Consider the following 12,361-nt stretch of genomic DNA (forward strand, 5'->3'; position numbering starts at 1 on the left):
GCCTGATTTGGCGACTCTTAGGGAGATTATTATGAAAAAGAAAAGTTTTAGGATTTTTCTAAACAAAGTTAGGAGGTCTTTGTTTATGGTTCTATTATAGCGGACATTTCTTAAAGAAAGCTTACGACTTTATTTCAAAATGAAAACAAATTCTTTACAGATTCTTTTCAACGTTTAAAATAGCTGGAATATCTAATAAACTTTCCATCTGATGATTACCTTCATAGTCAGACATCAAGAAATTGATACTCTGAATCCGGCTATTTCTTGCAAAGTCAATATCCAGGCTCCTATCCCCTATATAGTAGGTATTTTCTGGCTCCAACCTGTACTTATCCATCAGATACACGGCAGCTTCCGGGTCAGGCTTGCGAGCAAAACCACTTTGACTGGTCAAAATTTCTGTAAAAAAAGCTTCCAAACCCAAGTCCCGCAGGATGACAAAGGCATTCTCTCCCTTATGGGTATAGACAAACTGCTCGATCCCAGCATCCTTCCCCCAGGACAGGACATCACGCGCCCCCTCCATCAGAAGGACCTGGGCATTTTTCTCTGCTAGACTTTCTGCTCGGCGATGATTTAAGTCCGTCACATCCAGATGATACTCCTCCGCCACGGCTACTAAAAGATCTTGAACCGAATGCTTCAAGATGTAATCTTTAATGCTCGCTCGGTCAAACGGAAGCTGATAAGTTGCATAGGTCTCCTCAAGACCTGCTAAAATAGCATCATAGGAATCCAGCAAGGTCCCATCCAAATCCCAAATAAAGGCTCGTTTTGTCATTTTTTCTCTCCTACTTTTCGTCTATATAGCTGACTCAAAAATAGCCAACGAAAGCCATTGTCGAGCAAGGTCCCAGTCCAGACCCCTGGAAGGCCAAAGCCAAGGGTTACTCCAAGCAGATAACCGGCTCCAATTCGAATGACCCACATGCCAATCGTCGTTGCATAAAATGGAAGTTTCCCATTTCCCAAGCCTTGCCAAACGGCTGTATAGATGACCGTTCCTGCTGTAAACGGCGTTCCCAACAAAGAAAAGAGTACAACCGATAAACTAGCTTCTACTGCTTTTGTATCTTGTGTGTAGAGATGGGTCAGAAGGGTGCCACCGAAAAAGATTCCCAAGGCAATGGGTAACATGAACACGAAGGACAAGCAGTAAGACTGCTTTCGAAGGCGATCAATCTGCTCAAGATCACCTTCACCCAGGCTCCGTGCTACGAGCATAACCGTCGCTGTGGCCACCCCAAATACAGGCATATAATTAAACTGGGTCAGGGTCTCTCCAATAGCATTTCCTGCGACTGCCTCGGTCCCAAAAGCAACCACGATCGCAATGATCACCACATCTCCAGCTCGCATCATCAGCCGCTCCCCGGCAGCTGGAAGCGCTAAGTTCAAGAGCTTACGATCCAATCCCCAACCAAGGGGGGCAAAAGGTAGCTGGACCTTTTGCCACAAGAGGATGACCCCCACCAGACGGGCCAGCACTGTCCCCAAAGCCGCGCCGACAATGCCCCAGCCAAAAAGGAAAATGGCCACAGAGGAGAACAGAGCGTTTAATAGATTGGTCAACAGGCTCACATACATAGGAATACGTGGATTGTTGGCCACCCGAACCAAGGAGCCCAAGGTCGTCATCAATCCTAAGAGAACTATGGTCCCGCCAACCAAGGAAAGGTAAATCCCCCCACTTTCGGCTACTGCAGCTTCAGTCCCCAACAGCGAAATCATCTGGCGTCCAAATAACAGCGAAGCCCCTCCTAAGAGAGCACTCAACAACAAGGTCACCTTCAGTGACTCTGTCGCATGGTAGGCAATATTGTCTTGATTTTTTTCACCCAAGCTTTTGGACATAACACTGGCAACTGCCGCACCCAGTGCCAAAAAGATGGCTTGATAAATGGTGATGATATTCCCTGCGACGGAAACACCTGAAATGGCAATCAAGCCCAGGTAAGCCACTAAATAAGAGTCCACCATGCCCATCAGCATTTGTAAGAAATTTTCACCCATGGCAGGAAGGGCGATGTTTAAGATTTTTTTGTATGAATTCATGAGTATATAAAAGAGCCAAACGGCTCTTTTGATCTTTCTAATACAGAGAATTAAAGTCCCAAGTAGTCTTCTACGGCTGCTTGCATGTCTTTGGCTGCCACGCTTGTACGATGGCGAACTGGTGCAGTTTCAAGGCCGTCTACAGCCGGTGGCACAGGAACACCTGAGAGTGTGTGTAATTTAGCCAAGGCTTCGAAATCGCCTAGACCTGTCTCGCCCGTCACCGCTTCTACTGCCACAACTGGGAATTTATAAGGACTTGCTGTAGAGGCAATGACTGTTTTAGCAGTATCCCCTGTTTGGCTCCGGTATTTTTGATAAACGGCTGATGCTACGGCTGTATGAGGGTCTTCGATGTAATCAGACGCTTCATAGACCCGCTTGATCTCTGCAGCAGTTTCTGCTTCATCTGCGTATGCAGCCGCAAACAAATCTAAGATGTCTGCATCAAAGTTGGACAACTGGTACTGACCTGTTGCAACGAGGCTTTCCATCAACTCTTTGGTCTTTGTGGCATCATTGCCTACCAAGTGGAAAATCAAGCGTTCCAAGTTTGAAGAGACCAGGATATCCATTGATGGGCTGGTGGTCACCTTGAACTCACGTTTCTTATCATAGACATGTGTTTTGAAGAAGTCTGTCAAGACATTGTTTTCATTTGACGCACAGATCAATTTTCCAACTGGAAGACCGATTTGTTTGGCATAGAAAGCTGCCAAGATATTTCCAAAGTTTCCTGTTGGAACAGTGAAATTGACTTTTTCTCCCGCTGTGATTTGGCCTGTCTTGACCAATTGCGCATAGGCGTATACGTAATAGACAACCTGAGGCACCAAACGGCCAATGTTCATAGAGTTGGCTGATGAGAATTGCATCTTGTTGGCTGCTAATTTTTCACGGAGCGCCACATCATTGAACATGTGTTTGACATTGGTTTGGGCATCGTCAAAGTTTCCATCGATCGCAATGACATGGGTATTGTCCCCAGTTTGAGTCGTCATTTGCAATTCTTGCACCTTGCTGACACCATCTTTTGGATAAAAGACAATGATCTCTGTTCCTGGGACGTCAGCAAAACCTGCCATAGCAGCTTTTCCTGTATCTCCAGAAGTCGCCGTCAAGATGACAATTTTATTTTCCAAGCCGTGCTTTTTAGCTGCTGTTGTCATAAAGTAAGGCAAGATCGACAAAGCCATGTCTTTAAAGGCAATGGTGGAACCGTGGAAGAGTTCCAAGTTGTATTGACCATCGAGTTTGACAAGCGGAGCAATAGCTGGGGTATCAAACTTGCTGTCATAAGCATGAGAAATACAGTAGTCCAACTCTTCTGCTGTAAAGTCGTCCAAAAAGGCTGACAAAACAAGCTTGGCCACTTCTTGGTAAGAAGCGTCTTTGAGGGTATCAAAATCCAGCTCTACTTGAGGATAAGAGACTGGAGTAAACAAACCGCCATCTGTCGCCAATCCTTGAAGGATGGCTTGACTAGCTGTTACAGTATTATTTTCATCTCGTGTTGATTGATAAACTAATGTCATGACTGTTTCATTCCTTTACTAGTAGTCTTCTCATTATATCATAAATGTCAGAAAATTTAACGGCTTTTCACCAAATCTTGGCAAAGGTCGGCAAACAGAAGCTAGATAAAAGAGAGCAGGCGCAACGACTTTGCTCCTACTCCCATGCGAATCTGTTTTTCAGGTGTCTGCAAGACTTGATCAAGCTAATCCCAACTCTGCTAAAACAGATGGGAAGTCTTTCTTCAATTTTTCAAGAGCTACCGTTACTTCTTGACGAGTTTGGTTGTTTTTCACAGTAACTTGACCGCTCTCAACTTCACTACTTCCTAAGGTAATCAAGGCTTTGGCCGCAAAGACATCTGCTGACTTAAATTGTGCCTTGAGCTTGCGTCCAAGGTAATCACGTTCTGCCTTGAAGCCTTGGATTCGAAGGGCTTGAACCAAGCTAAGCGCTGCTTCATTGACCTCATCTCCTAGGACAGCGATATAGGCATCTAGGCCTGTTTCGATCGGTAATTCAATGCCTTTCTTTTCAAGAACGAGAAGGATCCGTTCCACACCGATACCAAATCCAAAACCAGCTGTCGCAGGGCCACCGAAGTATTCAACCAAACCATCATAGCGACCACCCGCACAGACTGTCAATTCATTGCCTTCAATTTCTGTAATGAACTCAAAAATCGTGTGGTTGTAGTAATCCAAGCCACGCACCATATTGGTATCGATGACATAGGCTACACCTAAGTCTTCTAACATCCGACGAACCGCATCAAAATGCGCTTGGCTTTCTTCATCAAGATAGTCTAGGATGGAAGGAGCCTGTTCAACCGCGGCCTTGTCTTCTTTTTCTTTTGAATCCAAGACACGAAGCGGATTTTCTTCTAAGCGACGTTGGCTGTCCTTAGACAATTGATCCTTCATTGGCAAGAGGTAATCAATCAAGGCTTGACGATAAGCCTGACGACTAGCAGGGCTTCCCAAGGTGTTCAAGTGCAAGGTCACATTATCAATCCCTAGTTCTTTCAGGAATTGCGCTGCCATGGCAATGGTTTCGACATCCGTTGCAGGATTGCTCGATCCAAAGCATTCTACCCCAATTTGGTGGAATTGACGCAAACGACCTGCTTGAGGACGTTCATAGCGGAACATTGGGCCTATGTAATAGAACTTACTTGGTTTTTGTACCTCAGGCGCAAAGAGTTTATTTTCTACATAGGAGCGGACAACAGGAGCTGTTCCTTCTGGACGAAGCGTGATATGACGGTCTCCCTTGTCATAGAAGTCATACATTTCTTTGGTAACGATATCCGTCGTATCCCCTACTGAACGGCTGATGACTTCATAATGTTCGAAGATCGGTGTGCGGATTTCATCATAATTGTATCGCGCAAAGACCTTGCGTGCAAAGCCTTCTACATATTGCCATTTCGCTGAATCGCCAGGAAGGATATCCTGGGTCCCTTTTGGTTTTTGTAATTTCATAGCCTTCATCCTTTGTCTTACTTTTGCCTCTATTTTACCACAAATTCGAAGAGAAATGGAGGCTGGACCGAATTTCCTTCGTTCAACACGTTCAAAACCTCTTTCTCTTCTTGCCTTATCAGCCGAATTATGAGAAAATGGAAGCCATACTACACTGAAAGGATCTTGCGATGAGAGAGGATATCAAAATCAATGACCGCGCCCTGGCCCTAGAGAAGTCATTAATCGAAAAATTGGAGCTTGTATTTGATACCGATGTTGAGTTAGATGTTTATAATCTTGGACTGATCTACGAGATCCATCTAGATGAATCCGGTACTTGCAAGGTGGTTATGACCTTTACTGATACGGCTTGTAGCTGTGCTGAGAGCCTTCCGATCGAAATCGTTTCGCGCCTCAAGGAAATCGATGGGATCGAAGATGTCAAGGTTGAAGTGACTTGGTCACCCGCTTGGAAAATTACACGAATCAGCCGATACGGGCGCATCGCCCTTGGTCTTCCACCACGATAACAATCATTACCATTTAATAAACGCAGTCAACTAATAAAGGAAGGCCTCTTTGGAAATCGATCCATAATAAAAAAACGAGGAACAAACTCTGCCATCAGAGTTTGTTCCTCGTTTTTTATAATGTTTAAATCCATTCAAACTTTTTCACTACCAGAATGGACTAAGCCTCATCAGCTTTTGGTTCAGGAAGGATTTGGTACAACACGATTCCTAGAATGGTTGAAGTTGCCACACCTGTAATTTGAAGACCACCAAGGTCAATCATCAAACCACCGATCCCTGATACCAAAATAACACTTGCAATCAAGAGATTCTTTTTATTATCAAAATCAATCTTATGTTCAACTAAAATTTTCAAACCGCTAGCAGCGATAACCCCAAAGAGGGCAATAGACAAACCTCCCAATACAGGAGTTGGAATAGAGTGCAAGAGTGCTGATAGCTTCCCAATAAAGCTCATGACAACCGCAATCACTGCTGCGCCTGAAATAACGTAAACTGAGTAGACCTTACTAAGGGCCATCACCCCAATGTTTTCCCCATAAGAAGTTACTGGAGGAGCTCCAAAGAATCCAGCAATAATCTGTGCCAAGCCATCACCAGTAAGCGTATGATCAAGCCCTGGATCCTTGAAGTAATCACGCTCAGTCAAACTGTTTAAAACCATGAGGTGGCCAAAATGTTCCGTCATGGTCACAAAGGCAATCGGAGCCATGGTCAAAATCGCACTTGGATAGAGCTTAAAGCTATAATCCACAAATGGAATGTCAAAGTTTGGGACTTGAATCCAATGCGCCGCACTTACCTCTGAGAAATTGACAAAACTATGTCCTGTCAGCAAACCAAGAGCCAATGAGAAAATATAGCCCACAATTAATCCAAGTAAAATTGGGACGACACCGACAATCTTCTTGCCATACATGTTAAAGAGGATAACCGCAAAGAGGGTCACCATCGAAATCAATAGAGCATAACCACTATAGCTTTTATTTAAGGTTGTCGCATCAGTGACTGCATTCGCCGCAAGACTCAAACCAATTACCATGATAATGGGACCAACCACGATTGGTGGAAGGACCTTATTAATCCAATCTTTACCCGCATGCTTAACAATCAGAGCTACAAACAAGTAGACCAAGCCACCCGCCATAGCACCTTGCGCAACTGCTGCGATTCCATCTGACTTCATCAGCATCTGCATAGCAGCAATATAAGCAAAACTAGACCCCATATAAGCAGGAATCTTATACTTGGTCACGGTTAAGTGAGCCAAGGTCCCCAAACCAGATGAGAACAAAGCAATGGCAGGATCAATCCCAACCAAAATCGGCACCAGCACTGTCGCCCCAAACATGGCAAACAAATGCTGGAAAGATAAACCAACCAATAAACCAGGTTTTGGCATATCATTCACATCATATTTAACGTCATTCACGATCGTAAAAACCTCCTAAAATTAAGATGCGACAAGCTATGGCTGAACAAAAACGTCTACCTTCGATGACCAAATCGTAAGGATGGACTCCCTGCTTCCATCATCGACGATTTCTCTTTTTCATCAAACCACTTTTCAACTATACAAAAAAATCCCCCACAACAAGGAGATACACAAAATATAGGCTGGTCTTCCCAGGCCTTTCATTTCCATAGCTCCTTGCCTGCCTCTCTGGACAGTATTAAAGGATTGATTCGATTAGTCACAATTATAGCAAATTATAGACGGATTTACAAGAAAAATAACAGATAATACACTCAAATCCCCCAAAAAGTAATATTCATACGCTTCAGCGACAGGGTTAAAAATAGCGACTTTGAGGCAAAAAAGAGGCTGGGACAAAAGTCCTAGCCTCTCAATTATTTTTGGATTGTCGAGCAAGACGCAGTGGTTGAGTGGGCTCTACTACGCTGATTCCATCAGCTTTTACAGCCCTACTCAATTGTGCGGAGGTGGGACGGCGAAATCGAATTCTAACGAATTACCGATTTCTGTCCCACTCTCTCTTTTGACAAAGTCGTCCTTGTAATTACTGTTTACCAGACTGTTCCATATTCCAGAAGTCGGTTACAGCACCACGTGATGCTGAAGACACGATATGAGCGTATTTACCCAAAACCCCACGGCTATACAGCGGTGGCAAGGTTGTTTCAGCTTTACGTTTCGCTAACTCTTCGTCTGAAACGTGCATGGTGATTTCTTTGGTATCTTGGTCAACCGTTACCATGTCCCCTGTGTGGAGGTAGGCGATTGGTCCACCGACCTGAGCTTCAGGCGCAATGTGACCGACAACGAGACCATAAGTACCACCTGAGAAGCGGCCGTCTGTCAAGAGGGCCACCTTGTCTCCTTGGCCTTTCCCAACGATCATAGATGACAAGGACAGCATTTCCGGCATACCAGGACCACCCTTAGGACCTACGAAACGAACAACAACAACGTCGCCATCCACGATCTCGTCTGAAAGAACGGCTTCAATGGCAGCTTCTTCAGAGTCAAAGACCTTAGCAGGGCCCGTGATGTTGCGGACCTTCACACCTGATACTTTGGCAACTGCTCCTTCAGGAGCCAAGTTCCCTTTCAAGATGATCAATGGACCATCCGCACGTTTCGGATTTTCAAGTGGCATGATGACTTTTTGACCCGGTGTCAAATCAGCGAAGGCTTCCAAGTTCTCAGCTACTGTTTTACCAGTACATGTGATGCGATCTCCATGAAGGAACCCATTCTTAAGAAGATATTTCATGACGGCAGGCACACCACCGACATTGTAAAGGTCTTGGAAGACGTATTTTCCTGAAGGTTTCAAGTCCGCCAAATGAGGCACGCGCTCTTGGAAATCGTTGAAGTCTTCAAGCGTCAAATCCACATTGGCCGCATGAGCAATAGCGAGCAAGTGAAGAGTGGCATTGGTAGAACCACCAAGCGCCATGGTCACGGTAATCGCATCTTCAAAGGCTTCACGGGTCAAGATGTCCGATGGCTTGAGTCCCATTTCCAGCATCTTGACAACAGCACGACCTGCTTCTTCGATATCGGCCTTCTTATCCGCTGATTCAGCAGGGTGAGAAGAGGAACCTGGCAAGCTCATCCCAAGGACCTCGATCGCTGTCGCCATGGTGTTGGCCGTATACATCCCACCACAGCCACCAGGGCCAGGGCAGGCGTTACATTCCAGTTGCTTCACTTCTTCAGCCGTCATATCACCGTGATTCCATTTCCCAATTCCTTCGAAAACCGAAACCAGGTCGATATCTTTTCCATCAAGATTCCCTGGGGCAATGGTACCACCATAGGCAAAGATCGCAGGGATATCCATATTGGCAATGGCGATCATAGAACCAGGCATGTTCTTATCACAGCCCCCGATAGCTACAAAAGCATCGACGTTGTGACCGCCCATAGCCGCTTCGATAGAGTCCGCGATGATATCACGTGACGTTAGGGAGAAGCGCATCCCTGGTGTCCCCATAGCGATCCCGTCCGCAACCGTAATGGTGCCAAATTGGACCGGCCAAGCACCTGCATCTTTCACACCTTCTTTGGCCAATTTTCCAAAATCATGAAGGTGGATGTTACAAGGGGTATTTTCCGCCCATGTCGAAATCACTCCGACAATCGGTTTTTCAAAGCTTTCATCGGTCATTCCCGTCGCGCGAAGCATGGCACGGTTGGGAGATTTTACCATGCTATCGTAGACACTACTACGATGGCGTTTGTCTAATTCTGTCATGTCATTCCTCTCGTTACATTTTTTACCATTATAGCATAAAAGAGGCCACAAAGATAGGCAAGGACTTTGAAGAGACAGACGACAGAAAAGTTTCTTTCAAAAATTTCAATTTTTTTGTCAAGTAACTTTACTTTACAAAAAAGTTTTGTTATACTGTTACAGTTGATGAAAATCAAACCTAATTGAATTTATATCTTAAAAGGAGAAAAACGAAATGGCAGTACCTGCACGTCGCACATCAAAAGCGAAGAAAAACAAACGTCGTACGCACTACAAAGTAACAGCTCCATCTGTAAACTTTGACGAAGCAACTGGAGATTACTCACGTTCACACCGTGTATCACTTAAAGGATACTACAAAGGACGTAAGATCGCTAAAGCTGCATCAGCTGAATAATAGAAGGGAGATACCATGCGCGTAAATATTACACTTGAACACAAAGAATCTGGTGAACGCTTGTACCTTACTTCTAAAAACAAACGTAACACTCCAGACCGTCTTCAATTGAAGAAATACTCACCAAAACTTCGCAAACACGTTGTGTTTACAGAAGTTAAATAATTGAGTTTAAAAAGTCGTTGAAAATCAATTTCAACGACTTTTTTCTTTTTGCCAAATGCAGTACATTTCAGTTCAATCACTACCTTTTTTGGATAAATTTCAATGACTATACTAGCTACATTATAGAAAGAACATGGAAACTTATGACTTTCCGAAAATAAATCTTTCCCTGAAAATTTTGAATTTAAAGTGATGAACAAGCAAAAACAACCGGAAAAGAAACAGTTCACGACTGCTTCTTCTCTGGTTGTTTTTTCATACTAACGATTTTTCCGACTTAATTGATATGAGTATACCATAGGGATAAACACAATGGCGAGGATGACCAGCACCAAAACATAAGAAAGTGCGAATTGAAGTCCTGCTTCAAGTAGAAGGATCAACCCTCCGAGGACCCACAATTTCCCTGCCAAGCGATGAGTTTTGTGCCAGTTATCTTCACTCTGCAAGGTCCAAGGCAGACGGATTCCAACCGTGTGATTCACTTTTAGCTTAGGCATGTAATTGCCCATGATTACAAAGATGAGCCCTAGCAGAACCGAAACAAAAACTGATGGATTGGTAGTAGATCCTAGCGCCTTGCTATAGATGAGATAGGAGGTACTTAAGGAAACGATTGGGGTCAACCAGTAAATCGCTCTGATCATTTTTTCATTCATAGCGCTATTCTTAGAATCGCGACCGATCATAAAGATCATAAACAGATGCACCATGAGATCGAAAATAGGAAGACCAAACACAACCAGGGGTTTCGATTGGAAGTTATTGGCCTGGCCGGCAAAATTGAAATGAATCGGGATTTGGTTAGGCAATTGTGGCCAAATTATCAACCCCCAAAGCATGGGTAAAAGGATCACCATAGAAGTTAATAGCAATAGTTTTTTATTCGTTTTCATCAGTAGAGTCTCCTTTCAAATCAACGAGCCAGACCATTAAATCCTCCAAGACAGAAGTATTGAGTTCATAGTAGATAAAATTCTTCTCTTTTTCCTCTCGAATTAAATCTGCCTGCTTGAGGAGGCTTAAATGATGGGAAATGGTCGCTCCTGCTACATCAAAGTGGCCAGCGATATCACCAGCAGATAATTTCCCCGCCTTTAGCAGTTCTAAGATACTTCTTCTTATCGGATTCGATAAAGCTTTAAATGTTTGCGCAAAATTCATTCTCTATCTCCTCTAATCTATTTAGAAATCTTTCTAAATAGATTCTAGTACTTTCGGATGGGTTTGTCAACTCTATTTAGAAAAAAATCTAAATAGCTTCTGTTGTAAAAAAATATCAGACCTAAGACCGATTCTTATAAACAGCGTCTTTTCTTAAGTTTTCTTTAAGAAATCAGCCTTATAATAAAACCATCAAATGAAGACCTCCTAACTTTGTTTGATAGAAAATCCTAAACTTTTTCATAATAATCTCCCTATAAGAGTCACCAAAACCGGTGGCTTTTTCTCTACGTACCTTTACGAGCATCAGCGAGTTTAGGTACGTTGATGCAGTTTGAGTGAAGCGAAAACTACGTTCCTTATTCCCTTAGTGAACGGTAGTGAGCTTAGGTACGTTGACGCAGTTCGAACGACAGTGAGAACTACGGTCCTTAATACGTTAGCGAACTTAAGTACATGGATGCCTTGCGGAACTACTTTTTACAGGACAACAAAATAACCTCCACGAGAGCTCTGATTTTCGATCATGACTCTTGGGAGGTTTTTTCATCTTTTATCTTTTTGACATTACATATCTTTGTGGATACGATAAGTATTGTAAGCAGTGACTACATTAGCAACGGCGCTGACCCTTGAACTACGTGCGATATCAGCTTGTAGGGCATTGGCTTCTTCTTGCAGATTGACTTGCGTTTCTTGGAATTGTTGCATTTCAAGCAGATTGTAGGCTTCTGGCAAGGTAGAGGCACGTCCTTCTGCAATTAAGTTATACAGTCGGAAGAGATCGTGGTAATTGTAAAATTTTTGCGGGAAACCTTGCATCCCTTGTTGGTAGGCTGGTTGGCTGATTTCCTGGTTATAAAGGGCCTGGGCATTGGCAAGAGCTTGCTTGGCTGGGGCTACAAATACAAAATATTTGATCGCAATCAACCCACCCATCAATCCGAGCATCAGTAGAAAACCGTGCATGAGGTGACTTTGTTCTAAGAGAAAAATCGTAAAGGCGAAAAGAAGATTGAGGGCCAGTGTGACCGTGATTGGCCCATTGAGTCTCTTCGCTGCTTTATTTAATCGGTTTTGTTGCCGTTGAACTTCATCCCAAGCAACTGCTGCAGGGGCCGTTAGCACGCGCTTTTCATCTAATAGTTGTAAAATTTCTTGTGTCGTCATTGTAAATCTCCTTTTGTTATAAGCTTATCTTCTAGAATTGACCTTATTTTATCAAAAATCCCTCCCTAAAAAAGGGCCATGTAAACTATAGTTTCATTTTTCTTAAAAATCGAAGAATTTCTAGTTTTTTTGTCAAAAATTAAACTCTGAGTTTAATTCCAGCCTTTT

General features: G+C 43.6%; 12 protein-coding genes. 3 read left to right on the forward strand and 9 right to left on the reverse strand.

All coding sequences use genetic code 11. From position 1 onward, the window contains the following. Positions 1–154 precede the first annotated feature (154 nt). The 4 genes from H7T97_RS05090 to hisS all read right to left on the reverse strand — a co-directional run bounded on the left by H7T97_RS05090 (position 155) and on the right by hisS (position 5,057). Positions 155–784 carry an HAD-IA family hydrolase gene (locus H7T97_RS05090; RefSeq protein WP_201089609.1) on the reverse strand — a complete coding sequence of 210 codons (630 nt, stop codon included), beginning with the start codon at positions 782–784 and terminating at the stop codon, positions 155–157. Beyond that, the gene (locus tag H7T97_RS05095) at positions 781–2,058 is read right to left on the reverse strand and encodes an MATE family efflux transporter (RefSeq protein WP_201089611.1); all 1,278 of its coding nucleotides are present in this window, start codon (positions 2,056–2,058) and stop codon (positions 781–783) included. Before H7T97_RS05095 ends, H7T97_RS05090 begins: the two co-directional genes overlap by 4 nt. Positions 2,059–2,108: 50 nt before the next feature. Next, positions 2,109–3,593 (reverse strand): threonine synthase, encoded by a 1,485-nt coding sequence (gene thrC, locus H7T97_RS05100; protein ID WP_201089613.1) that lies wholly within the window; start codon positions 3,591–3,593, stop codon positions 2,109–2,111. A 180-nt stretch (positions 3,594–3,773) separates the two neighbouring features. After that, positions 3,774–5,057 (reverse strand): histidine--tRNA ligase, encoded by a 1,284-nt coding sequence (gene hisS / locus H7T97_RS05105; protein ID WP_201087958.1) that lies wholly within the window; start codon positions 5,055–5,057, stop codon positions 3,774–3,776. Between the two features lie 170 nt (positions 5,058–5,227). On the opposite strand from hisS, the gene H7T97_RS05110 reads away from it, so the two are divergent. Then, the gene (locus H7T97_RS05110) at positions 5,228–5,569 is read left to right on the forward strand and encodes a metal-sulfur cluster assembly factor (protein WP_201089615.1); all 342 of its coding nucleotides are present in this window, start codon (positions 5,228–5,230) and stop codon (positions 5,567–5,569) included. A gap of 160 nt (positions 5,570–5,729) precedes the next feature. Here H7T97_RS05110 and H7T97_RS05115 read toward each other — a convergent pair whose 3' ends face one another. Then, the gene (locus H7T97_RS05115; RefSeq protein WP_070586605.1) at positions 5,730–7,004 is read right to left on the reverse strand and encodes a uracil-xanthine permease family protein; all 1,275 of its coding nucleotides are present in this window, start codon (positions 7,002–7,004) and stop codon (positions 5,730–5,732) included. A 589-nt stretch (positions 7,005–7,593) separates the two neighbouring features. Continuing rightward, positions 7,594–9,297, reverse strand: coding sequence for a dihydroxy-acid dehydratase (gene ilvD / locus H7T97_RS05120; RefSeq protein WP_003009522.1), 1,704 nt, complete (start codon positions 9,295–9,297; stop codon positions 7,594–7,596). A 214-nt stretch (positions 9,298–9,511) separates the two neighbouring features. On the opposite strand from ilvD, the gene rpmF reads away from it, so the two are divergent. Both rpmF and rpmG read left to right on the forward strand, forming a co-directional pair. After that, positions 9,512–9,694 carry a 50S ribosomal protein L32 gene (gene rpmF / locus H7T97_RS05125; RefSeq protein WP_003009516.1) on the forward strand — a complete coding sequence of 61 codons (183 nt, stop codon included), beginning with the start codon at positions 9,512–9,514 and terminating at the stop codon, positions 9,692–9,694. Positions 9,695–9,709: 15 nt separating this feature from the next. Next, positions 9,710–9,859, forward strand: a complete 150-nt coding sequence (gene rpmG, locus H7T97_RS05130) for a 50S ribosomal protein L33 (protein WP_001265622.1) — start codon at positions 9,710–9,712, stop codon at positions 9,857–9,859. A 260-nt stretch (positions 9,860–10,119) separates the two neighbouring features. On the opposite strand, the gene H7T97_RS05135 is transcribed toward rpmG, so the two are convergent. The 3 genes from H7T97_RS05135 to H7T97_RS05145 all read right to left on the reverse strand — a co-directional run bounded on the left by H7T97_RS05135 (position 10,120) and on the right by H7T97_RS05145 (position 12,193). Beyond that, positions 10,120–10,755 carry an SdpI family protein gene (locus H7T97_RS05135; RefSeq protein ID WP_201089617.1) on the reverse strand — a complete coding sequence of 212 codons (636 nt, stop codon included), beginning with the start codon at positions 10,753–10,755 and terminating at the stop codon, positions 10,120–10,122. After that, positions 10,742–11,023 carry an autorepressor SdpR family transcription factor gene (locus H7T97_RS05140; RefSeq protein WP_003009465.1) on the reverse strand — a complete coding sequence of 94 codons (282 nt, stop codon included), beginning with the start codon at positions 11,021–11,023 and terminating at the stop codon, positions 10,742–10,744. The genes H7T97_RS05135 and H7T97_RS05140 overlap by 14 nt, the downstream gene beginning before the upstream one ends. Before the next feature lie 567 nt (positions 11,024–11,590). Continuing rightward, positions 11,591–12,193, reverse strand: a complete 603-nt coding sequence (locus H7T97_RS05145) for a hypothetical protein (protein WP_049486045.1) — start codon at positions 12,191–12,193, stop codon at positions 11,591–11,593. Between the last annotated feature and the right edge of the window lie 168 nt (positions 12,194–12,361).

It is taken from the genome of Streptococcus parasanguinis, from assembly GCF_016648925.1.
GTDB lineage: Bacteria > Bacillota > Bacilli > Lactobacillales > Streptococcaceae > Streptococcus.